Annotated in this window: 15 protein-coding genes; 7 read left to right on the forward strand and 8 right to left on the reverse strand. The window is 28.5% G+C overall.

Going from position 1 to position 18,679, the window contains the following annotated elements:
• Positions 1 to 183: 183 nt before the first annotated feature.
• The 7 genes from MYB_RS00480 to MYB_RS00510 all read left to right on the forward strand — a co-directional run bounded on the left by MYB_RS00480 (position 184) and on the right by MYB_RS00510 (position 11,188).
• On the forward strand, positions 184 to 3,030 hold the full coding sequence (locus tag MYB_RS00480) for an OppA family ABC transporter substrate-binding lipoprotein (protein WP_022934905.1): 2,847 nt from the start codon (positions 184 to 186) through the stop codon (positions 3,028 to 3,030).
• Complete coding sequence (locus MYB_RS00485; protein WP_022934906.1) at positions 3,030 to 4,079, forward strand: ABC transporter permease; 1,050 nt, start codon at positions 3,030 to 3,032, stop codon at positions 4,077 to 4,079. The genes MYB_RS00480 and MYB_RS00485 overlap by 1 nt, the downstream gene beginning before the upstream one ends.
• The gene (locus tag MYB_RS00490) at positions 4,072 to 5,229 is read left to right on the forward strand and encodes an ABC transporter permease (RefSeq protein WP_022934907.1); all 1,158 of its coding nucleotides are present in this window, start codon (positions 4,072 to 4,074) and stop codon (positions 5,227 to 5,229) included. The genes MYB_RS00485 and MYB_RS00490 overlap by 8 nt, the downstream gene beginning before the upstream one ends.
• Entirely contained in the window at positions 5,229 to 6,266 is a 1,038-nt protein-coding gene (locus MYB_RS00495; protein ID WP_022934908.1) for an ABC transporter ATP-binding protein, read from the forward strand. Before MYB_RS00490 ends, MYB_RS00495 begins: the two co-directional genes overlap by 1 nt.
• Complete coding sequence (locus MYB_RS00500) at positions 6,266 to 8,587, forward strand: ATP-binding cassette domain-containing protein (protein ID WP_022934909.1); 2,322 nt, start codon at positions 6,266 to 6,268, stop codon at positions 8,585 to 8,587. Before MYB_RS00495 ends, MYB_RS00500 begins: the two co-directional genes overlap by 1 nt.
• A complete protein-coding gene (locus MYB_RS00505; protein WP_033379001.1) occupies positions 8,580 to 9,002 on the forward strand; it encodes a DUF3899 domain-containing protein in 423 nt (140 codons plus the stop codon). The genes MYB_RS00500 and MYB_RS00505 overlap by 8 nt, the downstream gene beginning before the upstream one ends.
• Positions 9,003 to 9,214: 212 nt before the next feature.
• Positions 9,215 to 11,188: an MIP family Ig-specific serine endopeptidase gene (locus MYB_RS00510; protein WP_022934911.1), complete on the forward strand. Its 1,974-nt coding sequence runs from the start codon at positions 9,215 to 9,217 to the stop codon at positions 11,186 to 11,188.
• Between the two features lie 193 nt (positions 11,189 to 11,381).
• Here the strand turns inward: MYB_RS00510 and gatB are convergent, their stop codons facing one another.
• From gatB to MYB_RS00550, 8 genes are read right to left on the reverse strand one after another with little or no spacing between them, the layout of a single operon-like run.
• A complete protein-coding gene (gene gatB, locus MYB_RS00515; protein ID WP_022934912.1) occupies positions 11,382 to 12,785 on the reverse strand; it encodes an Asp-tRNA(Asn)/Glu-tRNA(Gln) amidotransferase subunit GatB in 1,404 nt (467 codons plus the stop codon).
• Positions 12,778 to 14,094 (reverse strand): amidase family protein, encoded by a 1,317-nt coding sequence (locus MYB_RS00520; protein WP_022934913.1) that lies wholly within the window; start codon positions 14,092 to 14,094, stop codon positions 12,778 to 12,780. Before MYB_RS00520 ends, gatB begins: the two co-directional genes overlap by 8 nt.
• Positions 14,087 to 14,380, reverse strand: a complete 294-nt coding sequence (locus tag MYB_RS00525; RefSeq protein WP_022934914.1) for a hypothetical protein — start codon at positions 14,378 to 14,380, stop codon at positions 14,087 to 14,089. Before MYB_RS00525 ends, MYB_RS00520 begins: the two co-directional genes overlap by 8 nt.
• A 1-nt stretch (position 14,381) precedes the next feature.
• A complete protein-coding gene (locus tag MYB_RS00530) occupies positions 14,382 to 15,239 on the reverse strand; it encodes an RluA family pseudouridine synthase (RefSeq protein WP_022934915.1) in 858 nt (285 codons plus the stop codon).
• Between the two features lie 4 nt (positions 15,240 to 15,243).
• The gene (fba, locus tag MYB_RS00535; protein ID WP_025279586.1) at positions 15,244 to 16,107 is read right to left on the reverse strand and encodes a class II fructose-1,6-bisphosphate aldolase; all 864 of its coding nucleotides are present in this window, start codon (positions 16,105 to 16,107) and stop codon (positions 15,244 to 15,246) included.
• Positions 16,108 to 16,129: 22 nt separating this feature from the next.
• On the reverse strand, positions 16,130 to 16,372 hold the full coding sequence (rpoE, locus tag MYB_RS00540) for a DNA-directed RNA polymerase subunit delta (RefSeq protein ID WP_025279587.1): 243 nt from the start codon (positions 16,370 to 16,372) through the stop codon (positions 16,130 to 16,132).
• 6 nt (positions 16,373 to 16,378) lie between these two features.
• A complete protein-coding gene (gene argS, locus MYB_RS00545; RefSeq protein ID WP_022934916.1) occupies positions 16,379 to 17,983 on the reverse strand; it encodes an arginine--tRNA ligase in 1,605 nt (534 codons plus the stop codon).
• The gene (locus MYB_RS00550; protein WP_025279588.1) at positions 17,973 to 18,677 is read right to left on the reverse strand and encodes a nucleotide exchange factor GrpE; all 705 of its coding nucleotides are present in this window, start codon (positions 18,675 to 18,677) and stop codon (positions 17,973 to 17,975) included. Before MYB_RS00550 ends, argS begins: the two co-directional genes overlap by 11 nt.
• Between the last annotated feature and the right edge of the window lie 2 nt (positions 18,678 to 18,679).

Here is an 18,679-nt window from a genome sequence, read left to right on the forward strand (position 1 = left end):
ATTATCGTATGAAATATGAAGCACTCTAGAATTATTAATGATAATTCTACACATTTTCTTATTTCATATTAGTAGTTTTTGGATATAATTTAAATTAAATTAAATAATTAATAAAAATAATGAAAAACAAGACTACTATTTATAAAAAAATAGTAGTTATTTTTTTTAAAAAAAGGTAATAAAATGAAAAAAAAGTTTTTTATTCCAATATTAGCTAGTGTTGCAGCAATTCCCACAATTGTTTCTTGTGGGGTTCAACCAGCTTGGCAAAAACGTGAGTATTTTGTAAATATTGACTCAACAACAGCATCTCCTCGTGCTTTTGGAAGTTTATATAACAACTTTAGTGGTCCAAGTGCAATTCAAGATTACTTGACTAGTTCGTATTTAATTCAAACAATGTATGAAGATGAACTAAGTATCGAATCTAATGGAATCAAACCAGAAGATAAAGGTAAAAAAGATCAGTCATTAAGTTATGAAATTAAACATCCAAGTTATAAATATCTATCTTTTGTTAATGCAAAGGCAATTTTAATTGTTGACAAAAATGGAAACGAATTTGTTTTTGACAATGATAAGCATGAAAAAGGTAGATTACCACAAGGACAAGTTTCACTATCTCTTAACATAAATTTAACATCAGATGATCCACATAGTATTAATAGTCCAACTTTTGGTGAAAAATTGGATCAAGCTGTTAAAGTGCAAATGTTTTTAAAAGATGATGTTTATTGAGTTGATGTCAAAGGAAACCAAACTAAATATAAACTAACACCACGTGATTATTGGTATGGTTTTAAGTGACAACGTCTTGGATATATAAACTACCGTAATGATCACGGTGGTGGTGATGCAGTTGATGCAAAAGCTAAACAAAATATTCCAAATTATGACCCTAAAGCTGATTATTTAGGTTCTGAAATTAACAACCTTTACCTTCTACAACTTTTTGGTTTTGATACTCAAGATTTTGACAATGAACACAAGTATATTCAAGAATATACAGGGAAAAATGCTGAGTTAAAAAATCAAGAAGCCATTACTTTTTCACTTGCTAAAGGTGCAACTCAGTCATTTTTCAAAGGATTTTTCCGAAAAATTGTTATTCCAGGAATTTTCAGACCTATACCAAGTAGCTTTGTTGATGAAAGAACTGCCAAAATTAGTAAAATAGTTGATGGTAAAAAAGTAGGTCCATATGGTGAATCAGATGAAGCTTTGCAATTTGGTATTTACTGATATGGACAAACTTTTGATAAAGATATGCTTTATAACTCACCGTATATCCAAACTCGTTGGGACTTGCACCACAGAAACTGGGAAATTAATAAATATTACCCAAGAACTGGTTGAAAAGATTCAATCAATTATCACTATAATACTATTAACTTTTTATATACAAAATATAGTAGTCCTGAAGCTTTTGCAAACTCACAGTTTAACTCATATAAAGAGGGCACAATCCCTATGCTATCTTATAACATCATCAATGATAGTCAGAAAAATTTAGTTGCACAAGACAAAAATAAATATGGTTGAAAATTATCGAGAGTTGAAACTAAAGATAATCTTTTAAAAACTTATTTTAACTTGTTGGTACCAGGTTCAATGAAACAAAATTTTGTTTCTCAACCAGGTGTTGAGTTTAATGAAAATTACTATGCTTTCAATGATAACTATGCCAAACTAGCTTATGGGGTTTCTCGAAAAGAACTAGCAACTGGTGGAGCACGGATTGTTGATTATTTGACTTCAGGTGTGGGTCTAACTTTTAGACAAATTATTGCAAATGCTTGAAATTTATACACAACTCAACAATCAGCTTCTCCAATTGCGGAGCCTTGATATAACTTTTTAGATCCTGATAACCACATTAAATTTAATGCTAATTCAAAACGTCCAAGAGACTTTTATGATGATGCTAATACTATTCAATTAGTTGATCCTAGTGGAAAAATTTTCTATACCAAAAATCTAGACACTGAAAAACAACAAAACTTTAACAATGTTAGCGATTCATCTAAACAATTTGAGGCTCCAAATTATGAAGTTCTCAAGGCAGAAATGAAAAAAATTCTAGACAAATTCTATGCTGATAACCATTTACCAGCAAGTGCTAAAGTTGAATGAACTAACCACAGTTGATATACAAATACTCCTTCAAACTGAATTGCTGCGCTAGAAAAAGCTCAAAAAGCAATTAATGGTTTAGATCCACGTTTAAATATGAAACTGTTATGACCAATCAGTGACTTAAAACAACGTATTAACTACATTAGATATGGAGTTGGTCATTTAAGTTATAGCTGATGAAGTTATGACTATGATGGTATAGGAACTGCTTTTGATGGTCGGGCGCAAGCAAAAGGTGTTCCATATGCAATATTGTCTTCTATTTATGATAGAGGTGAAAATTCACAAATTGCTAAATCATACCCACTTTTATACAAATATGCAAAAGCAGCTAAAGAATTTTTTGATCCTTTTGCTAAAAAAGGTGTGATTAGACCTTTTGAGGATTGAAAAAATGCTCCAAATGCCTATGATTTTGGAGCTGACAAACAACAAGGAAACCCTAATTTAACACAATATTTTTTAGGTAGTGTTGTTGATGCGCAAGTTCCTGTTGATCCAAACAAACCAGATGGACCTAAAAAAACTGTCAAAGTTTACAAAAGTTTTGTTGACCAAATTAATGAAAAAGCTAAAACTGATGCTGACAAAGTTGACTTTGACTTTGGAGCAGAATCTGCTATTTTTAATCTTGGTTATCAAGAAAATGCTGCCAATAGTGAAGAAGATTTAGTAAAATTAAGTGCTGAACTGAGTTCATTTTTAACTTTTGGACTCAATGACTTAATTGCAATTAGCTCATCCACACCAAGTGTTACTTTACGAAATCCAAATATTAGCATACCTTATGTAGATGAGTATGGTGATTTTACACCAATCGACATGGTTGTAATTAAGCCATTTTACAAAACTGCTAGTAAAATAAACACTAAAATTAATGAAGGAGGTCAATAATGCCTTGGAAATATTTATTTAAACGATTATTTTTAGCTCTTGTTACTTTTATTGCTATTTATATAATTGTCTATCTTTTAATAGCTACTTTTTCACCAAACCCTTTTGATAATATACAAGGAAATGGGTCGCAAAGAGGTGATGAAGCTGCTAAAATTGCTAAATTAAAAGAGCAATTTGGATTTAATTTAAGTCCAATTGCACGTCTTTGAAATTACACTAAAGATGTTTTTCATGGCAATTTTGGAGCAATTTATAAAAATAGTGCTAATGATCAACAAGCTATTCCAAATTTATTTTTTGGACCTCTTCGTTATACTATTTTAGTTTCTTTACCATCATTTTTAATTAGCGCTACCTTAGGAATTATTTTAGGAACTATTGCTGCTTATCGTCGTGATCGACTAGAAGATGCAACAATTACTGGAGTTTCAACTTTTTTTGTTGCAATTCCTAGTTTTGTGTTAGCTCCTTTTGTGATTATTATTGCAATCAAATTAGGATTGCCATTTGAATTTAAAGATCCATCAATTTATGGAATTGGAGTTACAGCAGCTTCGTTAATTCCACCAATTTTTGTATTTTCTATAACATCAATTGCAGGTTATGTTTTCTTAGTGCGAAACCAAATTATTACTGTTTTATCTTCAGATTATGTTTTAATTGCAAAAGCTAAAGGTCTTTCACGAAGTCAAATTTTCTTTAAATATGTATTAAAAAATGCAGCCATTCCTTTAGTTCGTTCTTTAATTTTTTCTTACATTATTCTTCTTTCAGGTTCAATTGTTTTAGAACAATTCTTTAGAATTCCTGGTTCTTCATCTATCTTAGTAAATGCAGCCTTTGATGGTGAAGTAAATATTTCAATGTTTTCAATAATTTTCTTTACTTCTCTATCATTGATTGTTGACATCATTGGTGATTTAGCCTATGTTTTCATGGATCCAAGAATTACTTTTGGAACCAATTCATCAACTGACTACCTATCTCGCTTTAAAAATTGACAAGCGCGAAAAAAAGAAATTAAAAAAGGAGTAAAAAATGTTTAATAGTCAAGAGTTTAATGAAAAATATCGACTAAATTCTGATCAAGTAAAATTGCTCAAACGTGTTGATGTTCATAGTGAAACTCACCAAATGACAGGTAAAATTGTTGTTTTGTGAAAAGACACAATTAAAAAATTTTTTAAATCGCCAATTTCATTACTTTCAACAATTTTGCTAATAATTATTTTATTAATTGCAATTTTTACAGCATTACTTAGCCCTTATAGTACTTCCAAACCTATTTCAAATGCTGATACTTCTCTTGTTTTTGAACAACTTCCAAGCGGTTATGGCATTATTCACACTAATATTTCTAGTGATTTGCTTGCTAAAATTCGTGAAATTGAAAACACAAAACATGTTCAATTAATTTATGGGTCAACAAGTGAAATCTTTCCAACTCGTTGGTCTGTCAACATTAATCCTTACCAAATTATGTCAGTTTTAGATGGTGGGAAAAAATTCATTAGTATTGTTGGAACTGACCAATTTGGTCGTGATATTTGATTACGTACCTGAATTGGAACCTTAAATGCTTTAGGCATTGCAGTTGCAATTGCTTTAATTCAGTTTGTAATTGGAGTTATTTTAGGAACCTATCTTGGTTTCTACATTGGAACCTGAATTGACAACATTGTGCTTAGAATTATAGACATTTTTGGTTCAATTCCTTGAATTGTTATCTTCATTATTTTCATTGCAATTTGAGGTCCATATACAGCAACTATTGTGCTTTTATTATCACTAACAGGATGAACAGGGCCAACTTATCAAGCTCGTTTATATACTGTTATTGTTAAAGATGAAGAATATATTTATGCAGCCAAAGTTATTGGAGCATCTAAAATAAGACAAATTTACTTCCACATCTTGCCAAATATTTTAGGTAAGTTGCTTTCAACTTTTGTTGGAAGTATCTTCAGTTCTATTTCAACTATTGCATCATTAGCATTTTTAGGATTTTTACGTGAGCAAGTAGACTCATCTGCAAACCTTGGTTTAATTATTAACTCAGCAGTTTCACTTGCAGAACGAAATGTTTGAGCACTTTTATTCCCAGCAAGTATTTTGGTTGTTTTAGCTGTAACATCTAGATTTATTGCTAATGGAATCCACGATGCTTTAGATCCAAGAGTAGGAGGACGTCGCTAATGGAAAACAAAGTTTTAGCTGTTAAAAACTTACGTGTAAGTTTTAAAACAGGACGTAAAGATTTTATTGAAATTATTCGGGGAGTTGACATTAGTATTTATCCCGGACAAATTGTAGCTTTTGTTGGTGAATCAGGTTCTGGAAAATCTGTGACTTCCAAGTCCTTGCTTGGAATCAATAATTTTGCTAAAGTAACTGCTGATCAAATGGAAATTGCTGGTATTGATGTTCGTGATTTTAAAAAAGATCATCAATGACGGACAATTCGTGGAAAAAAGATAGGTTATATTCCACAAGATCCACTAGTTGCTTTGAATCCAACAAGAACTATTGGAAAACAACTTTTAGATGCTATTAAAAAAGATAGTCGTTTTAAAACCAAAAAAGAGAAAAAAGAGTTTTTAATTTCCTTGCTTGAAACTTTTGGTTTTGAACATGCTCGAGATAGATTTGATGCTTATCCTCACACACTTTCAGGAGGAATGAAACAAAGGGTAGTTATTGCGATGGTTGTTGCTGCTCAACCAGAAATTATCATTGCTGATGAACCAACAACAGCGCTTGATCCAACTGTGCAATCCTCAGTGCTTGCCTTGCTCAATGACATTCGAAATAAATATAATGTTTCCATTATTTTTATTTCTCACAACATTTCTATTGTGGCAAAGTTTTGTGATTACATTTATGTGATGTATGCTGGAAAAGTTATTGAACGTGGAACCCGTTCTGATATTTTCACAGATCCAAGACACCCATATACTTGAGCCTTAATTTCAGCTATTCCTGAAGCTACAAATCAAGGTGATTTGTATACAATTAGTGGAAACCCACCAGATATGAAAAATTTAACTTCTGGTGATCCTTTCGCTGCAAGAAATGACTATGCTTTGCAGCTTGATTTTGAAAAAGAACCACCACTTATTCCAATTAGTAAAACTCACTCTGCAGCAACTTGATTATTGCACCCTGATGCTCCAAAAGTTGAATTAAATGAAGAACTTAAAACAAGAATTAAATTATTTAAAGAGGTACTATAATGTCTACAATTTTGCAAGCTAAAAAATTAGAAAAATACTTTGCAAACAAATTTGGAGTTGTAAAAGCTGTCGATGGTATTAATCTAGAATTAAAACAAGGTGAAGTTTTAGGTCTTATTGGTGAATCAGGTTCTGGAAAAACAACAATTGGACGTTGCTTAGTTCGATTGTATGAAAATTATGGTGGTCAAACACGTCTTTTAGATCAAATTATTTCAGGAAAAAAATTGTCTAAAAAGCAAAATTTATTTTTGCGTCGCAATATGCAAATGATTTTTCAAGACCCTTATTCATCACTTAATGGTCAAAAAAATATTTATTCAATTTTGCGTGAAACACTAGTTATCAATGGAATTTTGAAAATGAAAGTTTCAGATGTTTTTTCAGATTGGAAAAATGTTACCTTTCACTTCAAAAGATCTCTTGAGCGCAAATATTTAGAGGTTCAACTTTCAAATCTCGAAACCACAGTTGACAATTTTGCAAATTTTCTTAATGAATGAAATGACAAATTTGCAAAAATAAATATTCCAACTTCATTTGAAAACAAACAAGAAGTTAGAGATTTTTTTAACTCATACTTTTTATATCTTGAAAAAAAACAAAAAGTTCTCACTTCATATTACAATAATAGCTATAAAAACATAGGTTCTCTTTATAATTATTACTTTGAAATTCAAGATAAATATCGTAAAAAAGAACAAAGTGAAATTGAATTTAACTATCGTCAAGCTGTTGAAAAAGTGAATGAACTTGAAAATCAAATTGCAAAGCAAAAAGCACTTTTTTTAGTTGAAGAAAATCAAAATCAAATTGCTAAAGTTCAAAAAATTGATGTATTAATAGATACTTATAGAAGTCAAAAAAATTTATTTAATTCATACCAAATGGAATGAAAATATGAGTATAAAATTGCAAAAAATAATACTTTTGCTTCAAAAGATTTGCAATCATATTCACATTATCAAAAACAAGCAATTATTATTAAATTAATTAATAAAAAATTGATGAAATATTACAATAAACTAAGTTTTAAACATCTTTTTACATATTTGCCAATATCTAAAATTGAAGATTTATTTTCAGAATTAACTAATTTAAAAAACAAATTAACTTCAAATCACAACAATATAGTGTTAGTAAATCATAAAAATAGCAATGGAACAAATAATAAACAATTTGCGGAAATTGTTCAAAAGGATTTAGAAGAATTTGATTTCAATAAATATCAAGATATTGCTAATAAAAAAAGATATGAATTTTATTCACAAATTTATGATAGATCTATTTTTTTAATTAATAAAAAAATAACTAGAAATCAAAATAGAATTGATGCAAGTTCTGAACAAATTGAAAAATTAGAAAACTTAAAATCTGATTTAGAGAAAAAACAGGCTATCTATAATGAAGATAAAGCGATTTTTATTAGCAATTATGAAAATTGAAAAAAAGAAATTGAAGATAAAATTAAGCAATTAGCAAGTGACTTTCAAAGTTATTGAAAACAAATAGAAGGTTTAGATGGTAAAGTTAGTTTATTACACAAAGAGTTTGCAGGTTTAACTAAAAATGAGTTTTTAGAAATTTTCAACTTATCTAACACTAAATATAATGAAAAAATAAATGCAATCAAGTCTTCACATATTGAAAGACAAAATTTGAAAAAAGTCTATAAAAAAATAGAACTTTTTTATGGTATTAAACAAGTTCCAAGTATTTTTTACTTGAAATTTAGACAAATTATTAAGAAATTCATTTTAGATGAATTGATTTATGAAGCTTTAGAAAATGTAGGTCTTTTAAGGTCTTTTGCTTATCGTTATCCACATGAGTTTTCTGGTGGACAACGCCAAAGAATTGCAATTGCAAGGGCTTTAATTGTTGAACCTAAAATTATTATTGCTGATGAACCAATTGCCTCTCTAGATATTTCTATTCAAGCTCAAATAATTAACTTATTAAAAAGATTAGTTAAAGAAAAAAACTTATCTCTAATTTTTATTGCTCATGATTTATCAGTTGTTGAACACTTAGCTGACAAAGTTATGATTTTACACGCTGGAAAAATAGTTGAAAAAGGTAGTGTAAAACAAATTTACGAAAACCCTATCCACCCTTATACAATTAACTTGTTAAATTCTGTGCCAAAAATTTCAAATGCGCATATTCCTTTCAAACCTATAGTTTTTGAAAATCAATACTTACAAGAACAAAAACACCCAAATGTAATTATTGAAACAAAAGTAGATAACCAAGATCATTATATTTATGGAACAGAATTGCAAATTAGAAAATGATTGCATTCTAGAAAAAATGCCTAAGTTAGCTAATTTTTATAGAAAAAAAATTTTAAGAGAATTTAGTGCAATATCTTTTTTTGTTATTGGATTTTGATTTGTATTTTTTTTAATTTTGTTTTTTTTATTATATTTTTGAAAAAAACAACCTTGATATGATGCGACATCAACCATTTCATTAATTATGATTGCAATTAGCATTTTGGCAACAGTGATGCGTGCAGGTTTTTTTAGCACATATGCTTTGACATACAATAATTGAAAAATTCAAAGCAATAATGCCAAGTTGAAAAAAGCGGGTTCAAATCAATTTGATAAAAAAATGGATTTGCAAGATTTATCTAAAAAAAGATCAAAAAAAACTTTAATTCCAATTTTATTAGGATATATAGTTGGCATTATTTTACTAACTATTAGTTTGCCTTTTATTTATAGATAAAATAATTAAATTTTAAAAAGACACAAAAGTGTCTTTTTATTTTATCCAAAAATATTTTGCATTTATTTTATTATAAAAAAATACAAGAAATTTAAAATAAAAAAGCAATTTACATTTATAATGTTTAGACCTAAATTTGTAAATTTTAAAATATTAAAATTAAAATTCTATCTTGAATTATAATTAATTATATTTAAATAAAGGTAACAATTATGATTAAGAAAAAAACTATTTTAACTACAGGACTTAATATTGTAGCTGTAACAAGTGTAGCAACATTTGTAGTTTCTTGTGGAAGTCCAGCCGAAAATTTAACAAGTAAGGAAAATAACTTAAATGTTTCCTTAGTTTCAAAAGAATTGAGTTTAGTTGATGGAAATTATAATTTAGAATTAAATGTAGGTTCCGAAAATATTGGTAAATATCTTGATGTAGAATTACGTTCACAACCAACTGAGAGTTCTCCATCAACAATATCAACAAAAGCAAAAGTAAGTAGTGAAGGTATTGCGAGTATTCCATTTAGCCATTTAGATGAAGGAGCAACTTACTATGTTACTAAAGTCAATATTTATAATGATGAAAATGATACAAAACCTTCTTTAAGCCGTGATTATTTATCAAACAATTTAGAACAATTGCAGTTCAGAACTTTAGAAAATCAATCTGCAACAACACCATCTCCATCCCCAACTCCAGGGGGGGGCGATAATCATCTACAAACTCCAAATTTCAATCAAGCAGATATCATTGCTCATATTAAAAAACTTACTGAAGAAAAAGAACGAAAAGCAAACTATAGACCAGCTTCAAAAGAAAATAAATCATTGCAAATAACTGAACAAGATGCTTATAAAAAACTAGAGAATCGTTCATTTGCAATTGGTTTTAATAGTATTGATTATGTTAAAGACCCAAATGATGGAGATAAAATTAATACATCTGTAGTACCTTTTGAACCAACAGGAACAGGTTGATTATTAGATTATGCTTGAAAAAATGGTATTAGAGATTCTGATGAACTAATGCTTTATATAGCAACTAATGCTCACGTTTATGCTCGTGCCTTTAATGCTATGGATGAAAAATATAAAATAAAATTTCCAGAATATTTCACACAAGATGAGCAAAAACAAGCTAAAATAGATAGTTTTTCTTTAGCAATTCCTAAGCAAAATGCAAATTTAAACGCAATTGCTTCAGGAACTAGTTATGGTACAGAAAATAGTCTAATTTATTTTTTAAACACTCAAAAAAATTCTGTATTTGATTTAGACAAAGCGAATAAAGAATTACATTTTGTTGGAAAAGACTTGTTTTCAAATCCTCGAACAGTGTTTGTTGCTTTAAATATTTTTGATAATGATGATAATAATAAACTTATTGATCAATACAATAATCAAGCCAATCGTAAATTAATTGGTAAGGATTTCGCTGTTTTTGGTATCAAAGTTCAATATAAAAAATTAATGGAAAAAGCAACATCTGATAATAATCTTAAATTATTACTTGAACATATTAAAAAAGCAATGTCATCCATTGATAATGACATTGATAAGTTTAAGAAAAATCAATATTACAATCATGATCAAAATGATGTTCCTTATTTAAGTTTCGATTATCCTTCAGCATGAGCTGATAAAAATAAAGGCAAAGAAGATCCTAATGTATCTTTAAATATAGAAAGAGCTTATATATTAGGTTTCCCAACAGTTTCAAATAGACAAATGCTATGAAGAAATTACCCATTAGGCTCAAATATTCCTCAAGATGTTTTTAATGGAGCAAGTTTTTTTAAAGGATTGCCTATCGATAAACCTTTAGACCAAAACACTAAAGCTTCTGGTTTTGGTTTTAATGCTTATGTTGATTATAGTAGTCTTTATTTTGGGGCTTCAGGTTCATTGGTTATCAATGAATATGGGTTGCCAATTGGAATTTATTCCACTGTTCGCAGTAATGGAGATGATAAAAATATAAATAATCAAGGTGGCTTCACTTTTTTAGTGCAAGTTCGCGATGATAATGAAAAAGGACCTGCACATAACTTAATTGATGGTACAGATAAGGTTAAATTCCCTAAACAAGAAAAATCATATCGTCAAAATTTAAAATGATTAAGTGAGCAAGATAATTCTGAATTTAAAGATTTTGCAAAAACAGCAATCTTTAAATCAGGCGCTTAATTTGACTATAAATTAAATAATTAAAACACATTTATGAAAAACATATTTGTGTTTTTTTATTGCAAAAAACAATTAAATAATTTGAAAAGCTATAATTTTATAGTGTTTTTATAAAAATGAATAATTCAAATTAAATTCTTTTGATAAAAAAACACCCACAAATGGGTATTTTAATTTTAAATAGTTTTAGTTATTAATTTATTTTTTCCAACAATATACTATTGACTGTTTTAGGATCTGCATTACCTTTGCTAATTTGCATAACTTTACCTGTTAAAAACTTGAGTAATCTATCTTTATTGTCTTTATTTTTTTCAATTTGACCAGCTTCACTTTTGAATAAGTTATTTATAATTTCTTCAATTTGTTCTTTACTTAACTTAGATCCTGCAATTTCATTAAAAATTACTTCAAAATCTTTATTTTCTGTTTGTTTTATAGACACTATTTTTTTAGCATCACTAGAATTTATTTTTTCATTTTCAAGATTTTGAACTAATTTATCAAAAAAAATAGTATCAATTTTCAATTCTTGTCAACCAATTTTATTGATAATAGGCATAATTTCAGCAAAAAATAATTTAATTGCAGTACTTCAATTTACTGGTTTGCTACTTTCTAAAAAGTTTCAAATTTGAACACTATTTAAGATTTGTTCAATGTAAAAATCAGTAATATTTTCTTGTTTTAATAAAGATTCAATTTGATCGGGAGTTGACTTGGTTTCAACAGAGTCTATAAATTCCTTGCTAATTTCAATTAAAGGTATATTAGGTTCAGGGAAATATTTATAATCGATAGCATCTGTTTTTGAACGTAAAACCTTATTGGTTTGACTTTGATCATCAAAACGCTTTGTAACTTGTTGAGCGATTTTTCCTTGCTCATATATTTGAATTTGCTCTTGAATTTCTAATTCAGCTGCTTTTTTAATGTTTGAAATTGAATTAATATTTTTTATTTCCACCTTTGGATTAAAGGTTGTTTGGCCTTTTTTGCGTACAGAAATATTCACATCTGCACGCAAGGAACCATTTTCCAATTTGGCATCAGAAATCTCTAAAAATAAAGCTAATTTGCGGATATTATCCACATAATCAGCAGCCATTTGAGCAGAATAAATCACAGGTTTGGTTACAATTTCAATTAAAGGCACACCACATCTATTGTAGTCTAAAAAACTTGAATCCTCAGTGTGAATTTGTTTTGCAGTGTCTTCTTCTAAGTGGATGCGTTCTATTAAAATATTGTTAATTGTGTTATTAGTTTTGTTTTTAACAGCAATTTGCCCACCCCTACCTATTGGTTGAAATTGTTGTGTAATTTGAAAACCTTTTGGCAAATCTGGGTAAAAATAATTTTTACGATCAAAAGCTAAAACTGGCGCTATTTGCATTTTCAAAGCCTTTGCAAGTGCAATAGCTTTTTGAACAGCTTCACCATTAACTTGTGGCAAAGTACCCAGATATCCCAAATCATATAAATTAAATAATGTATTTGGTTCGCCTTCACTGTTTGGAGATATTGAAAACATTTTTGATTTTGTGTTGAGTTCCAAGTGAATTTCAACACCAATAATTACTTCATAATTATTCATTTAATTCACCTATTTTTTTCTCTAAGTATAAGCTAAAACTTAAAAGTTTTGCATCATTGTAAATCTTGCTATCAGCAGCTATATTAAAAGGCATACCATCAAAAGTTCCTAATGGAATACTGATAGATGGATTGCCAGTTAAATTTGAAATTGTTAAAATAAAAGAAGTAATTTTATCTTCTTTTTCCTGTTTATCACCTACAAGTTCAGGTGCAACACCATAAAAAGGTGGGAATAAAAGAAGATCATATTTTTCTAGCAAACTATTATAATAGTCTGCAATTAATCTTCTAACCTTTTTAGCCTTTAAAAAATATTTGTCTTGATTTTCCTGTTCTAAAAAATAAGAACCTCAAATCAAACGTTTTTGAAGCATAAAACCAAACCCATCACTACGAGTTTTAAATAAAATATTTTGTCAACTTTCATTTTTAGGAGCATTACCAAATGTGATTCCATTGATAGTTGATAAATTACTTGTAGCCTCAGAGTAAGAAATAATTCCATAAACAATGTTTACAGCATTAAATAATTTTTTATCAGGTTCTATAGATTCAACTTCAATCCCATCCTTTTCAAGAACTTGTTTTAACTTTTCAATCTTATCTACAAGATAAGGTTCTATTTCAAAGTTAAAATTTAAAATTCCAATTTTTTTAGGTTTTAATTCCTGGATCGCATCTACTGGAACTTGAATAGAAGTTAAGTCTTTGGCATCTTCGCCAAAGACTACTTGAGCAATTGTGGCTGTATCACTAACATTGTGGGTGAATCACCCCACTGTGTCTAATGAAGTGGCATAAGAGTAAAGACCATATCGTGATACAGCACCATATGAAGGTTTAAAGCCAACACAACCTACAAAACTGGCAGGTCTACGAACAGAATCACCTGTGTCACTTGCAACGGCAAAGTCAGCCAGATTAATTGTTGCAGCACTTCCAGAAGATGAACCACCAACCATTTTGTTTGAATCTAGAGGATTGTAAATTGGTCCAAAATGAGAATAAAGTCCTTTTCCACCCAAACCTAATTCATCATTATGAACTTTTATAATTGGTTGGGCCCCTGCATTAATTAATTTCTCAAAAACAGTTGCATTGTAAGAAGGTTGGAAATTTATTAAAGCATTGGAAGAAGCGTGGCTAGTTCCTTCTTGAGTAGCAAAGTTGCTTTTAATACTAAAAAATGAACCAGATAAAGGTCCTTGTTTAGTATTTTTTTGTTCAAAAAAATAAGCTACTGAGTTATTTTTATCTTTTTTTAATTGCTCTTTAGCAAAATTGTAGTCAAGTTTGTGCTTAATCATTAATCACCTTTTTTATTACAATATTTTTATTTTGACTATGAACCGAATTTTTAAATAAAATTTCTCTATAATTAACTTGAACAGGATCGGCAAAGTTTAAATATTTTGAAGGTAAAACATTTTGATTAACTCTATCCATTGGAGCAACATTTTCTGTATCAAATTGTGATAAAAATTCCATTTTTTCCTTCATTTTTTTAGATTCATCTAAAACAATTTGAATCACCTCTTCTTTGGGTTTGAAGTATAGGTCTTCAGCTAGTTTTATTATTTTATCTCTATTCATCTTAACTCCATCAAGTTGGTTTGTCTATAAATTCTTTATTATTTAGATAACTTAGTTTGTTTTCTAAATTTATTAATTTTAGAAAAAAAGAATGTAAAAATAATCTAGTTGCAGGTTTTCCACCATATTTTGAATCACCATGAATTGGAAAACCTAAGTGTGCTAAGGTTAATCTAATTTGGTGTTTTTTTCCAGTTTTTAATTGAGCAATTTTATTTTTATTTTCATTAAATAAAAGTGTGGTTGCTAAAGTGGATTTTTCACTATTTTGTTTGACTACTTCCATTTTTTGTTTAGCATCATTTTTGGCAATTCAAACATTAATTTCTTTTTGATTTCCAAGGTTAATGTCAGATTTAAAAGTGTATTGTTTTACAAAAAAGTGTTGTTTTTTATACAACTCTTGAGCACTTTGATAATTTTTGGCATACAAAACTATCCCAGAAGTCAGTTTATCAAGTCTACCTATATGAGTAGGTAAAAATAAACTATTATTATCCACTTTTAAATATGTGGCAACCATAGAATCTAAACTAAGATTATGACTATGCATTACAGTGTTGTGTTTTTTGCTAACAACTAAAATATTTTCATCTTCATATATGAGTTTAAAATTTGGTTTTGTATTTTTTGTTATTGTTTTTTGTTTTGTGGTTAGTTGCTCTTGAGTAATAAAAAAACAAATTTTATCTTTTTCATTAACTAATTGTGTTTTTTTGCCAACCTGACCATTGACTTTAATCTTTTTTAAGCGAAAAAGTTTCTCAATTTGGTTGTAACTTTGATTTGTTAGTATTTTGCTAACAAATTTTAAAAGAGACCTACCTTGTTGGTCTAAATTAACTTCAATGCAAAACATTTAATTAAGCTTTATTATTAGAACCAAAATCTTTAATTTTTTGTTCTACTACTGCTTGCATTACCTTGATTCCAGGTGCTAAAAATTTTCTTGGATCAAAATTTTTGCCCTTTTTAGATTCTCCTGAAAATACAAATTCTTCAATTGCTGCAGCATTGGCTTGTTGCAACTCAGTGTTTATATTAATTTTTGCAACACCTAATTTAATAGCTTTTTGTACTTGCTCAAGCGGGATTCCACTTCCACCATGTAAAACAAGTGGAATTTGTGTAGTTTCAGATAATTTTTCAATTACATCAAATGCAAGTGATTTTCAAGTTGCTGGATATGGGCCATGAATATTTCCAATTCCAGCAGCTAACATTGTAATTCCTGTTTGTTTTAAAGCTAAAGCTTGCTGAGGATCAGCAATTTCGCCATTTCCAATAATGCCATCTTCTTCGCCACCAATTGATCCAACTTCAGCTTCAACACTAACATTTTTTTGTTGGGCTAAGTTGACAATTTCTTGTGTATTAGATTTATTAGTTTCAAAGTCTTGATGAGAGCCATCATACATTACTGATGTATAACCTACTTCAATAGCTTGTTTGCAAACTTCAAAACTTCCATGATCTAGATGAAGTGCGACTGGAATATCAATTTTTAAGTAATCAATTAAATTGTTAACTAAATTGTAAACAGTTTTCAAACCACCCATGTATTTTAGCGCACCTTCTGATGTTGCAATAATTACAGGTGATTTTTGTGCTTGTGCTCCTAATAAAACAGCCTTAGTTCACTCTAAATTATTGATATTAATATGCGGAATAGCATAACCATTTTCTAAAGCATGAGTTAGCATTTGCTTTGCATTAACTAATTTCATATTGCCTCCTATTTTTAAATGATTATAATAGATCACTTCTAAGTGACCAAAGATTGTCACCTAATGGTGTAAAACTTCCATCAATTGTTAGCAATTTATATAGTTCACCTCGTTTACGAACTAAAATTTGTTCAGCAGATTCATTTGGAAGTTGTTTTTCTCATTTTGGCATTAAACGTTTTTGAATTTCGATAAAAATCTCATCAAAAGTTGCTTCTTTGTATTTTTTTAAAAAATCAATTGCAATACTAATAATTGTTTCCATATTTAATTAAATCCTTTCTTTGGCTTGAATACCCAATAAACCTAAACCAATTTTAATTACAATATTTGTTGCTTTTACTAAAGAAAGCAAACTATCTTGGTTTGGTGATTCAAGAATTTTGCAATTTGAGTAAAAAGCATTAAAACTATTGGCTAAAGTTAATAAATATTTATTTAATAAATTAATCTTGTAATTCTTACTAATTTTAGCAATTATTTCTTCAAATTCTTTTAAATCATTAATTAATTTTATTTCATAATTACTTTCAAAATTAGCAATTTTGTCTATGTTTAGCTTTGCTTTGCTCAAAAGTTGAGCACTTCTAGCATGAGCATATTGAATTAAAAACAAAGGGTTTTGTTCCCCTACATTAGCAGCTTTGTCAATATCAAATTCAATTAAACTATTCTCGCTACGTTCAACCATAAAAAATCTTAAAGAATCAACATCGACTAAATTTGCAAGTTCCTTAATAGTAAATGTTGAACCTTTTCGTTTAGACATTTTAAATTCACTACCATTTTTTAAAAGTGAAACTATTTGGTAAAGTAACACTTTTAATTTTTCAGGATAACCTAAAATTTTGAGTGCGGATTGCATTCTTCCAAGATAACCAATATGGTCTGCACCTCAAACATTTATTAAAATATCTGGTTTAAAATTTGAGTTAATTTTTTCTAAATGGTAAAAAATATCTGCACCGAAGTAAGTTAATTTATTATCTGATTTGATTAAAACCCTATCTTTGTCATCTCCGAACTCACTTGTCTTAAGTCAAAGGGCATTTTCTTTTGTATAGGTACCTGGCAAATTGGTAATTGTCTTTAAAAATAAAGCATTTTTGTGCAAATCAGCTTCAGAAGAGTATTTGTCAAAATAAATACCCAAGTTTGCTAAGTCCTTTTTAATTTCTTTTAAAAATATAGATAAGCTTTCTTGTCGAAAAAAGTGATATTGTTTATCATCAATAGGTTTGTTTGCAAATTTATCACCAATTTGAGCTTTAATTTGTTTGGCAGCTCAAATAATATCTTCGCCATTATATGCATCTTCAGGCATTGAGAAATTTGGATTAAATAATTGTTGATAGCGTGCAATTGTTGAGTTGGCTAAACGATCAATTTGAACTCCAAAGTCATTGATGTAGTATTCTTTTAAAACTTGATTACCAGAAAATTTTAAAATATTTGAAAGAACATCACCAATTACAGCACTTCTAAGGTGTCCTAAGTGTAAAAAACCAGTGGGATTTGCAGATACAAATTCCACATTAATTTTTTGATTTTGATTTTGTGAACCATAATTTAAATCTTGATCTATAATCTTTTTCACAATTTCTGCAAGACCTTGATTTGAAATATAAAAATTAATAAATCCAGGAGTTGCTACTTCAATTTTTGTTGCAAAAATCTCATTTTTATCTATAAAATCAACAATTTTTTGAGCAAATTCCATTGCCGGCATATTATTATTTTTTGCAAATAAAAATGCTGCATTTGTTGAAAAATCACCTAAATGTTTAGATTTTGAAACAATAATTTTTGTTGGATCAAATGCAAAATTTTGATTTTCAAAAGCTTTGATAATTGCATTTTTAATTTTATTTATCATCGTTTTTACCAACTATAACTAAAGCTGGTTTGATTACACGCTCATGTAATTTGAAACCTATAGATTGTATTTTTAAAATAATGTCTTTTTCACCCACTTCTAATTGATAAATTTGTTGAGTATTTGAATCATAAACATCCCCAACTTTTGGTTCAATTTTTGTGACCCCAAAATTCTCCATAATGGTTTCTAATTGTGCAAATAGCATACTAAATCCTTTTACATAATTAGAAACATTTGGATCATTTGAGTTGCTTCCAAAATCAATAGCTGTTTTTAAATTTAAAAAAGGTGACAAGAAGTCTTCAAAAAATGATTGAGCACCATAAAGTTTAAGAATTTTTGCTTCTTCTTCAAATTTTTTGTGTAATTCTTCTTTTAATTCTTTAACTTTTTGATTTCCTTTTTCTTCAAAAGAATGAATTTGTGTTTTAAAATCATTTTCATAAGTTTTGAGTTTTTCACGTAATTTAGAAATTTCTATTTCTAAATTTAAATTTTTTGTAATCAAATCATTGTTAATTTTATTAATTAACTTTTTATTAAGTTTTTTAGGTTGTTCTTGTTTGTCTGCATCTTGATTTTGAGTTGATTTGTTTTCTTGACTTGAAGATGAATTGTTTGATTCTTCATTTACAATTTTTTCTTCTTGTTCTTCAACTTTTGTGTTTTTTACAGTTTCATATAGAATCATAG

The sequence above is a fragment of the Mesomycoplasma bovoculi M165/69 genome, assembly GCF_000524555.1.
Lineage (GTDB): Bacteria > Bacillota_I > Bacilli_A > Mycoplasmatales > Metamycoplasmataceae > Mesomycoplasma > Mesomycoplasma bovoculi.